This window comes from Pseudocolwellia antarctica (genome assembly GCF_049933045.1).
In the GTDB taxonomy this organism is placed as follows: Bacteria; Pseudomonadota; Gammaproteobacteria; order Enterobacterales; family Alteromonadaceae; genus Pseudocolwellia.
Genome location: NZ_CP187926.1, coordinates 2,594,820 through 2,611,836 on the forward strand (window position 1 = coordinate 2,594,820; position 17,017 = coordinate 2,611,836).

A 17,017-nucleotide genomic window follows, 5' to 3' on the forward strand; every position below is an offset into this window, starting at 1 on the left:
CTAAGGTAAATACCATTGAACCAGCTCTTGAATATGCGTTGAGCTTTTGAATATATCAGATTTAAATGAAATACTCTCTTCTGAAATATGCTCTATGTACTCTGATATTTCGCTAACTTCATCTGGTGGAAAACCATAACGAATCAATAATGTATGTACACTATCATTTGTTCCATATTTTAATAACTCAATCATTCTAATTGCTTTACTATCTCTAGTTACATTATGGTAAATTGAAAATGCCCCCATAAAAACATCAGATAATGAAAAAGAAATTACTGTATCTAAATAGTCATAAGTATCAAAAACAACGGCATCGTAACTTACATCTTTAGACTTTGTATCTTTAAAAAGTGGAAACATATTGGACAAAGTACTGTCTGGTAGTTTATTGGCCGGTTGCGTAAAATTAGCTGGTTGGTTTGGATTACCTCCCCTATTAGATATTTGATTATACCTAATACCAACGATCTCTCTGAATGATTTTCCTTGAATAAGGTGGAAAAAAATCTCTATAGCTGAATTAAACACTTTTGACTCACCATCAAGTAAATCACGACCTAGTGATATTTCAAATATCCTTAATAAATTTTGCTTAACAACATTACGATTCCCCCTGTTATTCGCACCGAATAATCTAGAACCAAATTCATCTGAATAAATTAATTCAAGTACTTCTTTCAATAGCTCTATAACTTCATCTGTTGTAAGTCTTTCTACTTTGGATTCTGGTAAGTTAATTTCTTCGTCAAATGTTCCTTCAATAATTGATGAAACAAGTTCTCTTTCATCAGTAAAATCGTTAATATCCATATTTAATACAGAATCATTCGATAAATTAAATGGTAAATTCACTCTTGAAGATAATAGTTGAGGATTTTTTGTATAAACGTATCCAAAATCAAATTTTGGCTCTTTAGAAAGCCGACCACTTCGTCCTATAAGAATTTAAAAGCTAAACTTCTTCACTATTCCCTTGAATACGCATATTATCTAACCAAACAATATCAAAAGGCATATTAATACCTTGCGCTAACGTACTAGTGGCGAAACAAATTTTTGCAAACCCTTCTCGAATAAAGTCTTCAATTAAAAATCTCACATCCAAGGGAACAAATCCGTGATGTATAACAACTCCACGTTTCAGTAAATGTACAAGCTTGGATTTATGATCACTATTATTTGCCCCTAATAAATTTTCAACATCATTAATTATATCTAGAGCTCTTTTACTTTCTAAAAACTCAAATTCATCAATAAACTTTTGAAAGTCATTTATGAATTCACCTCGGTAAATAGAAGCTTTAGATACAAAAACTAAAATAGACTTTGTCCCATCAAATGCAAAATTTTCAAATTTTGAACCAATATCAATACACTTTTTTACATGATGACCATTTTCAAAAAATGGCAGAAAAATAATAATCTTTATGGTTCGTATGACCATAAATAAATGCTTTTCCAACAGTATTATGAGGATAAGCTCTTGAATATGATTTTTCACCGTCAATTGAGTGTTTATTAAACTGTGTATTCGGATTATCAACAAAAGGATGAGCAAATACTAACTTTGCATCAGGGAATGTTTTTATAACTCGTCTAACCAAAACATCAAAGATAACACCACGTTCCTTTTCTTCAGACATATGAGCTTCATCAAAAAAGACTAATGATATTTTAAAATTAAATGAAAGCGCGAATAACTCCCTTGCTCTTTCGGGGGTTAAAATAAATATTCGTCTTAATTTTCTTTCAGTAAAAACACAATCAACAAAAGATGATATCATTACATTTTTATCATCCTTAAACCTATCTCTCATTGTTTTGATATATTCAGCAATCAATGCCCTTGAAGGTACAATGATTACACTATCCCCTTCCAGACCAAAAATATAATATCTAATTGAAAAGGACTTTCCTGCACTAGTCGGTGCTGATATTGAGACATACTGCTGCTCTTCCACCGCAAACCTAACACTAGCTTGAACAGGGGTTAAGTATTCACCGAATTCAGCTTGGTGACTTTCACCTATACCAGAAAGAAGAAATGAATATAAATTTTTTGGTGCTGGAATTTTATAAAACAGTCCTAAAACAGAAAGGACTTTTTCTTCAAATTCGTAGAATAGTTCAGGATGAAATATTTTATGATAAGTAAGATTTTCAATAACTTTATTTGCAACAGGACCATCTTTGTGCAAAGTATTGATAATTTTCTGTAGGCTTTCTCTAGGATCTAAAGTACTTTCTATCTCTTTTATATTTAGCATACCACTCCCACTAAATACACAACTTGAGCATTGTTCATTAAGTCGGAACTTCCGATATTTTTCAATGCATTATCCATGATAGAAGCTAAGTTTTTAGAATTAATAGAGAATGCGGCTACTACACCAAATTTTTCATCATCTAAATTATAGACTGATAACTGGTTAGTAAGATTAGTTAAATGAACTCTGTCCCTCAAGTGCTTTTGAACTTTAATAAAACCATCCTCTTGGGTTATCGCGTTACCATGCGGATTTACAACACCCGAATACTTAGCCTCTCCAAAATTTATCAAGTTCATAGGACACTCAGTGTGAAAATCAAAGCCTTCATTCTGTTTTTTTTGAGGTTTCCAAAGCTCTGCAATTGGTACAACTTTATGATCAAACAGTACAGCTAAAGAACGAGTTGAGCTCATTGACACCATAATTTCACCAAATTTAGCGCCAACCGGCAAAGTACCACTATAATTTTTAAAAACCGATACAAGAGCCTGTGCTGTTTCATTTGCTGTAAATTGATAAGACCTCCTTGTTCCTTTATCAAGAGATAGCATCCATGATGTATCTAAGATAGATTTAGTCAACTCCTTTGCAATCCGGCTTAAATCATCAATTGTGACAATACAGGCCTTTACATTGTGGTCATCAAGATACTCTAAATGTTCACAACCCCATTCTTTGTCTTCTATTGTTACTACTGCAATTATTGTTAACCTTATAGAGTTGTAATTATGGGGGTAAAGTAAAGATAGCGACTCAACCTCCCAGTTGCTGCAATTTTTCCAAACGCCCTTTTACATCACTAATTCATCAAAAAATCATTTCCTGCTATCTATATAGTTACTTTTGAATACTTCAACACCTATCTCTCGTAATCTATCAATCCAACATTCAGCAGTTTCACTACCTATATTAAAATGATTGATCGCAGTTTCTTTTAAGATACGATGTTCATTTTCAATGGTTGTTGGCATCAAACCAGCATCATCCGTATTTATACATACGGTGATTGGCCCTTTTCGAATACCAAAACGATTAAATTTTTCACCCACATTAAGTGAACTATCTTTAGCTGGATACCAACGATAAACAGGATGTTCCGAATAACATTTAAAGCGTCCAATATAAATATTAGAGGTTGGACAAGCTTCAATAATAATGCCTTTATCACTGTATTTTTCTATTAAGTAATCTTGTAACGCTTCATAAAAATCTAGTTCAGAAGTATCGACTAATTCACTATATTTATCATTAATGAAGGGTGGTGGGTTATCACCAAAATAGATACTGATCGTTTTTTTTACCTTTTTTTCATCTGTTTTGTTTATACCGCTATCTGTATGTTTTTGCCAAAAAATAACTGCTTCATCATTTTTTATCTTTAGCTTAGATTGATTATCTGGCAACCAAGCCTTTGTTTCTTCGCTCCTACTTTTAAATTCAGTATCAAAATATTCAGGGCAGTTTTTTCTCAGTGACCAAGCTTCAAATAAAGTGTATTTTGATACCTCTTTACCAAATAAATGATGACTCCATTTAGCTATTTTTCGTTCTAAAATGGCTAACACCGCGTAAAACTGAGGTGCTGTCTTTATTACTTCAATCGCATAATGATGTGCCCATACTAAATTATCTAAATGTGAGCGAACAGGTACATAAGCTCGTTGTTGTCGTTTAGCCCATTGTTTAACATTCACACCCAACGCTAAAGCATGACCAATTCTGTCATTTACTTGATAATCACAAAATTCAACGGTTTCATCAATGGTTCTTAAGCCTGTTAATATATGACTAAAATCTTCACCAGCATGAACACTTAAGTGCAATTTTCGTTGAGGAATAAACTCATGATGATCTGGGTAGAAAAGGCCTGCTCTTAATAGCCTAATGGTAGGAGCGAAGACTTCAATGGGTAAATCATTTTCGTTACCCGCAACATCAATTCCACGGACTAAAGCGATCAGGTTTAATTTAGTGACTTTTTTACTACCAAGCTGTAAATATTTATGTTGCTGTAAAGATGATGATGAAAATACGTTTTGTAAATTGCGTAGTGACTTTAATAATTCAGTTCTTTTCGTGGTGTAACGACTATCATTTGATTTTTGACCTTTTTTTAGTGAACGGCTAAAATGAAAGGTAAATTGTTTATTGCTATATTTATTTTTTTTAAAAAAATCTAAGCCATAACGCGCGAGATTTTTCGCTGTAACCTGTAAATCTAGTATCTTAAATTCACGTAAGGTGTTTTCATCAAAATCACTGTTATAGCTATGAACTCCATAAGGTATTATTTGATCATTACCTTGGCGTGCCTTAAAACTAAAGTGTTCAACAAAGCTTGTTAAACCAACACCTGTACTAATCATCATAGAACGGAGAATATTATTCGAAGTAACATAAGCATTAAATTTGTATAACCAGTGATCACAAGCTGCATTCGTATTCGCGTGATGGATTAGCGCCGTTGCAATTAATAGCCACATTTTATTAGAGTCTTGATGACAACAATTAATTGCGGCATTAAGAAGCTTAACTACATCATTATTCAGAGCTTGAGTCGCTAACAATTCTGATGCACTTTCATCCGGAATACTCCAAAATTTAGGCTGCTGCCAGTCTATTTTAGAACATGAATTTTTTATAACTTTATTAGTTTGTAGTAGCGTGTTTAATAAATCATTAAATAGCAGTTTAGTTAGAACGGGCAGTTCATTCACATCACGCTCACCACTGGCATATTTAGTAAACTCGGCGAGCTTTGGGCCAGTCGCATTACTATTATTGAATACTGTAGGTTTATTTTTTAAAAACAAAGATATTTCGGCTAATGCTGGCGTATAGTTACCATTACCGCCTAAGTGAACATGGTTATCGGCATACTGTTTTTGATTGAACTGTTTAGGAAATGCAGCAAAACATTGTTGCTCTGCTAGTTTGATTACATGGGTAACTTGTAATGAACTTTGCTTTAGTTTATCACTATAACCTATTGCTAATAACCAAACAGGATCGACCTTAGCTATCAGCGCAGACCAGTGGTTCAAATGTTTAGCGTTAACCGCAAAGTGATTACCTTGCCAAGTTAATAGTTTTTGTTGCATTAGCTGTAGTTGCTTTAAAACTGCATCTGCTTGATGGCCGCTTCCCCAAATTTCATTCGCTGCGTGGTTATCATCACGTCGGTGCATGTTCTCTTGATAAAATTGGTGGTCAGTTAATGCTAAGTTCGCAGTTTTTTCAGCTTTACTTTTTTTATCTAAAAATGAGCCATCATTACCGTATTGAATGTAAAATTCAAGCCAGCGATCTGAACGTATCCTTGTTACTGGTGTAAGCCATTCAAGATCAAGAATTAACATTGCTAAAGGCCCTTCAAGTTATCGGTATAAAACTTAACTTGTGCCAGTCTATTACTAAAACTTATATTCAATAAATCACATATTAATTTAGCTCGATTAACAACCAGTTCTTTATTTTTCTGTTTATGTTCATCGCTCCAACTAGCTATATCACCCTTGGTTACCCCAAATATTAAAATATGATCCTTTTCATTGAGCTTTCTATTTTTTAACTTTTCTTTTAATGAAGATAATTCTGCCTGTGTCAGTGCTTCAATATTTAAGTCTGGAATACTTATTTTTGCTAATTCTGAATCTTTAGCTGTATTATTTCTCTTTTTAAATAAAGGAAAAACATCGCTGCTCATTTCTGGTTTATCAAGTAGTTCAAAAATTGGATGTTTCGAAATTGTCTGTAATAAGAGTGCTTTAGGGTGCCATTCCTCTTCTAAATTATTCTTTATTTTAGAAAATGGTTCTTTAGTCTCTGCCTCAGAAAAGTTGAAAAAATAACCGACATTATCTCTTAGCGGTGGAGATACACTCCTGTAAGATTTAAAGTCACGGATCAAATCTACATTAGGTGTAAAAGCTACATTTTGTAAAACCACAGGTGCTGGTTTCATAAAAGTAGCAAAGGCATTAATGCTTATATATTTAAATCTAAGAGCTAGGTCAGCAAGAGTCTCATCCGTATAGTTTGAACTTTTTTGAATCGTATCTTTTAACAACCTCAATTGAGTAAATACTTTATTAAACACAGAAAACAGAATAGGCATTAATGAATCATTTTTATAATGTTTTAAATTATCTATATTATCCCTTTCCCAGATAGCTATATCTTGGGCTAATTCATTAATTGTCATCCTTGATACATTTTTAATACTATTTTCATTATTTCCTTCGTTTTCATCATTTGATGTGTTTATATTAAATGCCTTAGTCGGAAATAGCGCTGGTACCGTATAAAAAGGTGCTCGGCCAAATAAGTCTTCCAATAGTTTTGTCCATTTTAATACACTATTTTCTTTATTAGTGCCTCCATTAAAATCAAAATTTAATAATGAGACGGCAAGTAGTTCATATGCTCTACTGAAAAATATCTGTCGGTGGCTCTTTAGGTCTAAAGTGTAATAATTATTGAAAGTAAAAATATCTAGAAGCATTCGTTTATCATTTCTTTTAATTATTTCAATCCCATCTTCTATATCTTTAATATCAATGACTTCTTCATCTATTAATATTTTTTCGCTTAGCTTAAATTTTCCATAAAAATGTTCTATAACAGGCATGCTTTTATAAATAGTTTTACCTTCATACTGTTTAAAGTATTGATACATGTTTGTTGCGAGTGAATTATCTGTATTCAAATTCTTAGCAACTTGCTCTTCAAAGAATCGTTTCCCTCGCCATTTGGGAGTTAAGTCTTCCATTTGGAGTAGCGGATTAAAAGCGTGTAACCTATTTAAAGTTACGTAATCATTGTTTTTTTCATCGCATAAATCTTCGATTTCCTGCGCTGTTACTGCATTTGAATAAGCTACACTGTCTTGTTTTAAACATGCCCAAACTTTGTATCGTTGCCATAATTCAGCTCTATTTTCTGTTTCTAATTCTTTGGGTGATAAGTCACGTATCAATTGTGTTACTTCACGTGCAGATTCAGGTTTAGGCCAGTCACAACTTTTCTCTTCCCCATTTAATGGGCCAAAAAAGCACTTTGTTAATTTTTTAACATAACTGGGGTAAAGTAATGATTCTTCTTTGGTTTTACAAAAATCAATAATTCTCATAGTTGTTAATAATTTTTCTATTGGCTGTAAACTAATACGATTATGATGGGGTAATACTTTCTTTAAATATTCTTGTGTCAATCTTTTTGCTTGTTCATTTCCAATAATTTCATGTCTTTTATTATTATCCCCGTGTTCAAAACGATCTGTAATTATTGGCTCATATAACTCTAAGTCACCGGTAATCACAGGGATAACTTTTGGGCAACCTAATAAACGGCGTACCACATCTAATACTTCATATGAACGCTCTAATGCCATATCTATATCATCTATTGGTAATACGATCGCATCAACCTTTAATACGTTTACACACTCGTTGATATAGTTATCAAAATGTTTAACTAATTGAATACCACTACGATATTGAATAATACGATCTAAACCACTCAAACCATTATCTAAATGTTCTTGCTTACCTAGTGATTTAGATACCACTCGTAATGCATTATAAAAACTATCTTGGTTGGAACTCTCACAACTTTTAGAATCTAATTTTGCTTCTACTTCATTATATAAGTGTGCGATAACAACATTAGCGAAGTTATCGTGATCTACTAGTAATGTAGGGTCTATAGAATCACAAAAATGGAGTTTAGGTGCATTGCTTTTATCTTTTTTATAATTTCCCCAAAAGCCTTCTATATTTTGTAGAAATACCGTTTTTCCCGTTCCACGAGATCCGCCAATAAAAATGGCATCATGTATGATAGTTGGGCTTTGACAATGATCATTTTCGGGTTGATTTTTTGCTTGCAAAGCGGTTTTCTCAAGTCTTTTATTAAACTCATAAACAGCATCTTGCTGCCAAATATCACCACCTGTAATATTTCTTTCAAAATCAACTTTGTTTAAGTCTAGTACGATCGGTGTTTTATTTTTTTTATTTGTCATAATTATTATCTTTATTTTTTAATGTTTTTGATCCACGAAAACGCAGAATCACTTGTAGAAAGGTAATCGCCAATAATATCGCGTTGACGTTCTTGAAGTTGAGCTTTAATTATTCGTGTAAATTTTGATGTAGATTCATCAAGTTTGATGAAATATTGTTATTTACATCTAGGTGTTCTACTTCCTATTCGAGTGTCTCCAATAAGAAATAATAAGTTTCATTTCTTGCCCAACCACGGGTGCAACCATATTGTTTATTAGAAAGATAACAAGCTAAGTAAATAACTAAAAATAGCGCGGATAAACACACAAATACATTGGGTATGTTAAAGTTTATTAAAACAATTAGGTATAAAATAGTGACAGTGAAATTAAACCAGAATAGAGCCTCAACAAAGAATTTACCTTTAGTTATTTCTCTCTCGTCATCACTAACATTCGCCGGCCCTTTAAACTTCTTTAAATACGTTAATCGAATAACAGGAATTAACCAAAGGAGCATACCTATATATGCTAATGAATCGTAAACACCGATATTTCCTATTTTAATATTAGTTATCCTTTCACCTATAACTAGTATTAATGTCGTCAAAAATAAAAAGCCATGAAAGCTACCTATACGTCGTGTAATAAGGTACTTAGTTATTAGTTTTTTATTAAAAATTTTTTTAAATCAATTATTTTATTTTTTAACGTTTCTTTTTGCATATTAACTCAGGTTATTTAATTATTATTGGCTGGAAAGTTAAGCTACTTTACCATTCTCTCAATTGCTGCATTTCTTTCAGTCTACCTCGCTGCATTACCAATGCTTCAAACAAGTCATCAATTGAACTGTTGTCTGAAGTTAGTCCTGGCAAGGCGATATTAGCTTCGGCAAAAAATCTTTTAAGCTGAGTGTTTTCATCTTGAATTTTTGCATTGGTTGTAAGTGTTTTAGTAAAAAATGTTGAGCTTATTGCATAACCAGCTGATACATCATTCACCTCTTTTTTCTTTGGAGTAATTACTGGTTTGGTATCATTCAGCCAAGCTTCACTCCACCAATTTTGAATGCGATTTTTAGATTCTTTTAATTTCTGTTCAGTTGGTAGTCGGTCACTTTTCTCATTATTGATAACACTGTCTGTTGGCAGTAAATTCCACAAGTCGTTATTTGGCCAACGAGCAAATGGCATGCTGTGATCAATCTCGAATTTATTCTTTAATGATTTAGCCGACCAAACACATTGTGCTATTTCAGGCGTTTGCTGTTTAAGTTGTTCAAAGCGTTTACGTACTTCTGTAGTTGTACGTTTAGGTTCTAGCCAATTTAATGCTTGGTATAAATGAAATTGCTTTGCAGGTGATGAATATTCTGCATTGCCTTTATAGCTTGCCATTGTTTTTACCCATTCATTTACTAGCACAGGTTCAATCCAGCAAACGTAACGATTAAAAGCGAGCCATGTTGTTTCTGGTAATGAAAACTCGCCCCATTGTTCCAGTGTTTTCAAATCAAGAAATATACTGTCTTTTGCTTTAACTGTTTTATTCGCAACTTCAAATACACTTTTATCGCTATTAGGGAGCGTTATATATTTACAAGGCATATTTTTGATATTACTAACTGCCGCTGAAATTGTTTTATGTAAAGCGATAGCATCGTCACCTATAAATAAATTACCAATACGATAATCGGAAGCGCTACGGTGAGTTAGTTTGTGCCAGCCATCTGGTTTCATAAACCCCATGTTTGGACTTTTACTCGGTGATTGAAATAATTGGTATGTATCGATTAAGTCTTTATATTGGTGACACCAATAAAGGGCAACTAACCCCACAGGTATTATCACGCGATCGCCAAATGGAGAGGCTTCTCTTCGTAATACAGCACCAGCATGACCATCAGCAATACGTAATAACACTCTTAGCAATGCTAGCTTATGAGTAGCTGATTTGCCATCGTTAATGGCAACGTGTCGAATGAATGGAAATGCGCCAGTGCCATCGTCGGGTAATTGCAGAACTACCGTTTGCCAATGAATATGATTACGACCTAGTTCATCGGTTTGTTTTGCTGTTTCTAGTTTGGTAAATAAACCCACATCGGTAGCTAATTGTTTTAATTCATCAGCGAACACATCAAACATTTTTCGGGTTTTGTAGTCGTCTTCTGTTTGCCCATGGCGAAGAGATATAACGAGTTTTCCACCTGGCTTAAGTAAGTTGGCAAGTTTGCGAATTGAACGAGCGCGCTCGCTTGGTGGAATATGCATCCAAACGGCACTTAGCAGTATTAGATCGAAACTGACTTCTTGTTTGGTTACGTTACTTAGTGCAGGTAACGAGTCTTCAAGCCATGTGATTTTGACTTTTTGTGAGATGTTTCTTGTTATTTGTTTGCCAATATTGGCAAGGTCTGTTGCAGGTTCAACGGCATAAATATGGATATTATGATCTTGACCAAATCGTTGTTGCGCTTGTTCGGCAAAGTATTTTACGTCACGCCCTGCACCAGCACCTAAATCAAGTATTCGTGCATCAGGATTGTTAATAATGGCAGGTAAGAAATGCGCCCAGGTTTTATGTACCTGTTCAAATGATTTTGAAAGGTATTGTTTGGCAAGTTCTGTAGCATTATCGTTGTAGAAATTATGTGACAATTACGTATCCCTTCTGCACAACTATTAAATTAAAGTCAATATCCTTGTATGTACATTCAACTATTTACAATTTTTTGTCAATAAAGCTAGAGCTGATTTTTATAAATCATTTCTTTATAAATCAATAATTAAGATTAATAAATACCGGCAGTTGTTAACAGGAGGTAAATGGAGCTTTGCAATTTTGATAACATAAATTTGATTAGTGCTTATATAAAAAAGATAATTCAGGATTAGAATGTTTTTAGCGAGATTTTACGAGGGATTTTGATTAGATTTCTTGGTTAAAAAATGGCGGAGAGAGAGGGATTCGAACCCTCGTTAGGTTTGACCCTAAACACGCTTTCCAGGCGTGCGCTTTCAGCCACTCAGCCATCTCTCCATTACATTTTTTACTTTGCTTTTGCTCTGTAAAAAAGCAGCGCTATGGTAGGTAAATTAACAACATAACGCAACAACAATGTGCTTTAATTGATATATAAACGGTAAATTTAATTATATTTTGTTTGCTGCAAACTCTATATTGAAGTTTAGCATTCTGTTTAACGACTTTAATGCGCCTTCACGTAATGCCATATCAACAAAGATTTCTTTACCTGAGCTGTCGATTAACGCTTCTTCAATCGCTTTAAGGCCGTTCATTGCCATCCACGGGCAATGGGCACAACTTTTACACGTTGCGCCTTCTCCTGCTGTTGGTGCTGCAAAAAACTCTTTGTCTGGGCATAGCTGTTGCATTTTGTAGAAGATGCCGCGATCTGTCGCTACGATAAACTTTTTATTCGGTAAGTCTTGAGCCGCTTTAATCAATTGGCTGGTTGAGCCTACAGCATCGGCAAGATCGATGATCTCGGCTGGTGACTCTGGGTGAACTAATATGGCCGCATCGGGGTGTAACGATTTCATGTCGATTAGGGCTTTTGTTTTAAATTCGTCATGAACTATACAAGCGCCTTGCCACATTAACATGTCGGCACCAGTTTGTTTCTGTATATAAACGCCCAAATGGCGGTCTGGACCCCATAAAATCTTTTCGCCTAGTGAGTCTAGGTGTTCAACAATTTCTAGCGCACACGACGATGTGACGATCCAATCGGCTCTGGCTTTAACTGCTGTTGAGGTATTAGCGTATACCACTACGGTTCTGTCTGGGTTGGCATCACAGAAAGCGTTAAATTCTTTTATTGGGCAACCTAGATCTAGTGAACAGGTTGCTTCTAGGTCTGGCATTACTACGGTTTTGTTAGGTGTTAGCACTTTCGCTGTTTCACCCATAAATTTAACACCAGCAACGATTAATGTTGTTGCTTGGTGATTATTCCCAAAACGTGCCATTTCAAGCGAGTCGGCAACACAGCCACCGGTTTCTTCGGCCAAGGCTTGAATTTCAGGATCGGTATAGTAATGAGCTATGAGTACCGCATTCTTTTCAATCAACAATTGTTTAATTCGATTTTTATGCTCGACTTTTTCTTCAGGAGATAGAGGTAAAGGTTTAGCAGGAAACTGGAAATCGAACTCTACAGCTAAATTTGATTGTGACATGGATATTCTCTAGTTAGGTTTGAATTTAAACACATAAATTATACGGCAATATAACGCTAATGTGTACATCAGTTTGATTAAGCCTGGTTGGAGATATGCTATTTTTTTACTTATTTAGCCGCTTATTTTATTCGCAGTATTATTCGGTTATTTTATTATCTTTTTTTATTAGGTATGTTGTATGGGCTTTCTATGTAATTGCTGTTGGCTTTATGTTGCTATGAGCAGTCTTGCTTGATGTTTTTTGATATGAGTTTTGCAAATAAGAATAACGAGAAATAGATAAATATAAATAACGAGATATTGAATTGAATTTTTTTAATAAGAGATATTGAACTAGAAATTATGAGATTGTTGTTTTGAATGTTTAGAACAGAGGTTTTACTAGAATTTAAATAAAGAAGAAGTGGTCGGTCGTGAAGGATTTGAACCTTCGACAAATTGGTTAAAAGCCAACTGCTCTACCAACTGAGCTAACGACCGATTTAAAACTCCCAAATAAATATCATAACGCACTTTAAAGAAAGTGGTCGGTCGTGAAGGATTTGAACCTTCGACAAATTGGTTAAAAGCCAACTGCTCTACCAACTGAGCTAACGACCGATATTTATATTCTACAAATGCCAACCACATACCTTGGTAAAGTAAGTGGTCGGTCGTGAAGGATTTGAACCTTCGACAAATTGGTTAAAAGCCAACTGCTCTACCAACTGAGCTAACGACCGACATTTGTTTTGCATCACACTACTCGTCTGACGCGCCGCATATAATACTCATAATTTTTTTTAGTGCAACAACAAATTAAACTTTTTTCGTTATTGTTGTTCGTTTGCATAAAAAGAAAGCAATAAGAGTAAGGAATCTACAACTTTATTGTAAACTTTCCAATCTTGGCTTAGCTAACTTAGCTGCACTTGAGGTTGGGTAGTTTGAAATAACTTCATTTAGTAAGCTTTTAGCTGTCGCATTGTTGTTTAATTTTTGCTCAACGATAGCTAATTTCAACATTGAATCACTTCTTTTTGGTGATTCTTTGAATTTATTATAAACAATTTCAAATTCTGCTTTGGCTGCTTCTAAATCATTTTTATTAAAAAGTAGTTGTCCTAACCAATAATGTGCATTAGCCGCATAAGAAGAATTAGGGAATTTTAAGTTAAATGCTTTGAATTCTGGAATAGCTTCTTCGTAGCGCCTTTCTTTGAGTACTAGATTTACCGCCCTATCGTAGGCTTCATTTTCTGGTACGTCAGAGCTGTATACCACATCGTTTACATTTGATGCGTTATAATCAGGTGTTGCTGGCTGACTAGGAGCTGCTGTGATGGCTTGCGATACTCTTCTGTCGAGTTCTTGGTAGAGCTCGCGTTGACGCTCAAGGACTTGACTGAGTTGATGAGTATGAAGTTCGGTTACACCACGTAATTCATTTAATTCGTTTTGCAGGTCGTCTAGTTGTCTTTGAACATTTACTTGAGCTTGGTTACGAGAATCAATTTTTCGTTCTAAGCTTTCAAGTTGTTCAGATAACGTTCTAGAGCCAGTACCTGTGCTTGAACCACTACGTTGGCTAATATCTATAACTGGAGCTGGCTCCGCTGCCAGCACACTAAATGTGCTAGCAGACAAAATCATTCCAAATAAAACTTTATTCAGTTTCATTTATATCCCTGATTAGTAAACTAATACTGCGCGACGGTTTTTAGCGAAAGCACTTTGGCTGCGATCTTTAACCATTGGCTTTTCTTCACCGTAGCTAACTACAGAAATCTGAGAAGATGAAACACCCATGTTTTCTAAGTAAGTTACTACAGCTTTAGCTCTACGCTCGCCTAACGCGATGTTGTACTCAGGAGTACCACGTTCGTCAGCATGACCTTCAACTAATACGTTTACATTTGAGTTTTCGCTTAAAAACTTAGCATGTGCATTAAGTACAGAAGTGAACTGGCTATTTAATGTAGAAGTATCAAAATCGAAGTAAACGATATGTTCAGAACGAAGTGCTTCTAATTGGTCAGCAAGTTGTTGACGTTTTTGTTCTGCAATCATTGCTTCTTTTTGAGCAGCAGTAACTTGAACAGTATCTTCAACAACAGATTGTGAATTAGTATCAACTTGGCTTGCTTCAGTCTCTTCCGATGTAGAGCTACATGCAGCTAATGCTAACATTGGTAATGCAACAGCAAGAGCTTTAACAGTTTTATTCAAACGCATTTTATTATTCCTTATGTATCAAAAATTACTATGTTATAAAAATGGTGACCACGCAGGGGCTTTAACTTCCCCATCTTTTGCAGGCAATCGAGCTTTAAATCGCCCATCAACAGACACTAAACTTAATACCTGTCTATTATTATGTAAAGTACTATATATTATCATCCCACCGTTAGGAGCAACACTAGGAGATTCATCTAAACGAGTTGATGTTAAAACTTGGAAAAGATTAGAGCTTAACTCTTTCTTCGCCAAATGATACTGCCCTCTCGTTCTATTAACCATAATGAGTTGGCGTCCGTCAGGTGTTATTGATCCACCTAAGTTCATTTCGCCGTCAAATGTTAAGCGTCTTTTCTTGCCACTTACTAAATCTACGCGATAAAGTTGTGCTTTTCCACCACGTTCTGAACTAAATACCAGCGATTGACCATCTGGAGCCCAACTTGGCTCTGTATCGATAGCTCTATGACGAGTTACTCGACGAAGCTTTTTAGTGGCTATGTCCATGATGTAAATTTCTGGATTTCCGTCTTTAGATAAAACCATGGCAAGTTGTTTACCATCTGGTGACCATTTAGGTGCACTGTTTATACCTTTGAACGAGGTCATCATTTTGCGCTGACCCGTGTAAATGTCAATGCTAAAAATTTGTGCTTGATGATTTTCAAACGTTACGTAAGCCAGTTGGTTACCATTTGGGTTCCAGCTTGGCGACATCATTGGTTCTTTTGAGCTCAATAATACGTGTTCATTAAAGCCATCGTAATCTGAAATAACCAGTTGGTACGGGTATTTACCTGTATCTCTTACGATGATGTATGCAATTTTAGTTAAGAACGCACCGCGTGTACCTGTAAGTTTTTCGTATACCACATTACTAATAGTATGTGCGTAACGTCTAAATTGGTTGGTGGTAATTTCAGCGGCTTTGTCTACGTAAACATGATCTTGTGCTTGTACAAGTTGACCGTTACTCATCATTTGAGTTTTGCCACCTGTTATTTGACCACGAATAACATCAACTAACTGATATTTAACTTCGTATCTACCAATAGCAACTTCACTTACTTCACCTATTAATACTGCTTCAATACCTTTATTTGCCCAAGCGGTGTAATCAATTTGACTAATGCTGCTTGGTCTTTGAGGAAATGTACTTGCTGATACAGGGTTAAATTTACCGCTGCGACGTAGATCGTTACTAATAACTTGAGAAAGGCTTTCTGGCATTACGCCTGTGCCTGTCCATTTGAATGGGAGTACTGCAATAGGTCTAGCGCTATCAACACCTTCGGTGATAACAATTTCTAAAGCTGCAAAGGCTTTAGGAGTTAAACATAAAACGATTAACGCGATAAATGTATTAAGTTTTTTCATATGAATAATTTATAATCTATTTAAGTAAATAATGTTTAAAATTCAGGAACAACGGTTAAGCTGATTGTTCTCATTTCTTTAAAAACTTCTGGGTCTTTAGAAACAGGTAATGTTCCCGCTTTGTATATGGCTGTTTTAGCTGCCGCACATACCGTTCCATCACCTTGACCTAGTTTTACATTCGTAACAAAACCAGATGGTGCAAGACTTATGGTTAATTTACAAGACTTTCCTTCCATTGTGCTGCGATCGGTAATTAAGTTACGAATAATGGTTTGCTTAATGAGTGACGTATAGCGACTAATTTCAGTCATAACTTGTTGGCTACGGGCTTTTTGTCTTGATGCCATTTCTGACGCCATTTGCTCGGCTAACAATTTGTCTTGTCTTTCACGCTCTCTTGCTAATTCTTCTTGACGCTTTTTCTCTTCAGCTTTTTTCTTTCTTAAGTCTTCAGCTTTTTTAGCGGCAACTTCTTCTTTAACTCGTTTAGCTTTTGCATCAGCAGCAGCTTTATCTGCTTTCTGTTTTTCAGCGACTTTTTGTTTACGATCTTTTTCTGCAGCGTCTGCTTTTGCTTTAGACTTTTTAGCAGCGGCATCTGATTTTTTCTTTTCTACTTCTTTTTGCTTACGTTGTTTTTCTAAGTTTTTTATACGCTGCTCTTCTTTAGCACTGTTACGCTTGGCTGAAGCAACTTTGTCTTCTAATTCTTTTAACTTACGCGCATCATCAACTTTTTGTTGTTTGATTTTTTGTACTTGTGCTTCAACTTTACTTTTATCAACAGCTACCGCTTGAATAGGTTCCATAGGAGCCGCATCAGGCGTTGGTTTAGGATCGTGAGTAAAGTTACCTAAGAATAAGGCAAGACCTAGAACTATATGTAAAGCGACACTTAAGCCTAATGCTATTCTAAACTTATGATTCAC

At 35.0% G+C, this 17,017-nt stretch carries 12 protein-coding genes and 4 tRNA genes; all 16 read right to left on the reverse strand.

Going from position 1 to position 17,017, the window contains the following annotated elements:
* The gene (locus tag ACPUVN_RS11195) at nt 1-813 is read right to left on the reverse strand and encodes a hypothetical protein (RefSeq protein WP_426369115.1); all 813 of its coding nucleotides are present in this window, start codon (nt 811-813) and stop codon (nt 1-3) included.
* Nucleotides 814-955: 142 nt separating this feature from the next.
* Nucleotides 956-1,447, reverse strand: a complete 492-nt coding sequence (locus ACPUVN_RS11200) for a hypothetical protein (protein ID WP_426369116.1) — start codon at nt 1,445-1,447, stop codon at nt 956-958.
* The gene (locus ACPUVN_RS11205; RefSeq protein ID WP_426369117.1) at nt 1,401-2,270 is read right to left on the reverse strand and encodes a DEAD/DEAH box helicase; all 870 of its coding nucleotides are present in this window, start codon (nt 2,268-2,270) and stop codon (nt 1,401-1,403) included. Before ACPUVN_RS11205 ends, ACPUVN_RS11200 begins: the two co-directional genes overlap by 47 nt.
* Entirely contained in the window at nt 2,264-2,854 is a 591-nt protein-coding gene (locus ACPUVN_RS11210) for a hypothetical protein (protein ID WP_426369118.1), read from the reverse strand. Before ACPUVN_RS11210 ends, ACPUVN_RS11205 begins: the two co-directional genes overlap by 7 nt.
* A gap of 234 nt (nt 2,855-3,088) precedes the next feature.
* A complete protein-coding gene (locus ACPUVN_RS11215) occupies nt 3,089-5,632 on the reverse strand; it encodes a hypothetical protein (RefSeq protein WP_426369119.1) in 2,544 nt (847 codons plus the stop codon).
* A 2-nt stretch (nt 5,633-5,634) separates the two neighbouring features.
* A complete protein-coding gene (locus ACPUVN_RS11220) occupies nt 5,635-8,298 on the reverse strand; it encodes a hypothetical protein (protein WP_426369120.1) in 2,664 nt (887 codons plus the stop codon).
* A gap of 755 nt (nt 8,299-9,053) precedes the next feature.
* Complete coding sequence (locus ACPUVN_RS11225; RefSeq protein WP_426369121.1) at nt 9,054-10,943, reverse strand: methyltransferase domain-containing protein; 1,890 nt, start codon at nt 10,941-10,943, stop codon at nt 9,054-9,056.
* A 292-nt stretch (nt 10,944-11,235) separates the two neighbouring features.
* Nucleotides 11,236-11,325: transfer RNA gene (locus ACPUVN_RS11230), tRNA-Ser, on the reverse strand.
* 113 nt (nt 11,326-11,438) lie between these two features.
* The gene (nadA, locus tag ACPUVN_RS11235; RefSeq protein WP_426369122.1) at nt 11,439-12,488 is read right to left on the reverse strand and encodes a quinolinate synthase NadA; all 1,050 of its coding nucleotides are present in this window, start codon (nt 12,486-12,488) and stop codon (nt 11,439-11,441) included.
* 407 nt (nt 12,489-12,895) lie between these two features.
* Nucleotides 12,896-12,971, reverse strand: a tRNA-Lys gene (locus tag ACPUVN_RS11240).
* 44 nt (nt 12,972-13,015) lie between these two features.
* A tRNA-Lys gene (locus ACPUVN_RS11245) sits at nt 13,016-13,091 on the reverse strand.
* 46 nt (nt 13,092-13,137) lie between these two features.
* Nucleotides 13,138-13,213: transfer RNA gene (locus tag ACPUVN_RS11250), tRNA-Lys, on the reverse strand.
* A 145-nt stretch (nt 13,214-13,358) separates the two neighbouring features.
* A complete protein-coding gene (gene ybgF, locus ACPUVN_RS11255; protein ID WP_426369123.1) occupies nt 13,359-14,150 on the reverse strand; it encodes a tol-pal system protein YbgF in 792 nt (263 codons plus the stop codon).
* 12 nt (nt 14,151-14,162) lie between these two features.
* The gene (gene pal, locus ACPUVN_RS11260; RefSeq protein ID WP_426360232.1) at nt 14,163-14,705 is read right to left on the reverse strand and encodes a peptidoglycan-associated lipoprotein Pal; all 543 of its coding nucleotides are present in this window, start codon (nt 14,703-14,705) and stop codon (nt 14,163-14,165) included.
* A gap of 33 nt (nt 14,706-14,738) precedes the next feature.
* Nucleotides 14,739-16,085: a Tol-Pal system beta propeller repeat protein TolB gene (gene tolB / locus ACPUVN_RS11265; protein ID WP_426360231.1), complete on the reverse strand. Its 1,347-nt coding sequence runs from the start codon at nt 16,083-16,085 to the stop codon at nt 14,739-14,741.
* A 35-nt stretch (nt 16,086-16,120) separates the two neighbouring features.
* Nucleotides 16,121-17,017 (reverse strand): cell envelope integrity protein TolA, encoded by an 897-nt coding sequence (tolA, locus tag ACPUVN_RS11270; RefSeq protein WP_426369124.1) that lies wholly within the window; start codon nt 17,015-17,017, stop codon nt 16,121-16,123.

Bases quoted from the DNA above. Each gene is read 5' to 3' on its own strand.
- ACPUVN_RS11195 (WP_426369115.1), bottom strand. From the start codon at position 813: ATGGATATTAACGATTTTACTGATGAAAGAGAACTTGTTTCATCAATT.
- ACPUVN_RS11205 (WP_426369117.1), bottom strand. From the start codon at position 2,270: ATGCTAAATATAAAAGAGATAGAAAGTACTTTAGATCCTAGAGAAAGC.
- ACPUVN_RS11220 (WP_426369120.1), bottom strand. From the start codon at position 8,298: ATGACAAATAAAAAAAATAAAACACCGATCGTACTAGACTTAAACAAA.
- ybgF (WP_426369123.1), bottom strand. From the start codon at position 14,150: ATGAAACTGAATAAAGTTTTATTTGGAATGATTTTGTCTGCTAGCACA.
- ACPUVN_RS11200 (WP_426369116.1), bottom strand. From the start codon at position 1,447: ATGGTCATACGAACCATAAAGATTATTATTTTTCTGCCATTTTTTGAA.
- nadA (WP_426369122.1), bottom strand. From the start codon at position 12,488: ATGTCACAATCAAATTTAGCTGTAGAGTTCGATTTCCAGTTTCCTGCT.
- ACPUVN_RS11215 (WP_426369119.1), bottom strand. From the start codon at position 5,632: ATGTTAATTCTTGATCTTGAATGGCTTACACCAGTAACAAGGATACGT.
- pal (WP_426360232.1), bottom strand. From the start codon at position 14,705: ATGCGTTTGAATAAAACTGTTAAAGCTCTTGCTGTTGCATTACCAATG.
- tolB (WP_426360231.1), bottom strand. From the start codon at position 16,085: ATGAAAAAACTTAATACATTTATCGCGTTAATCGTTTTATGTTTAACT.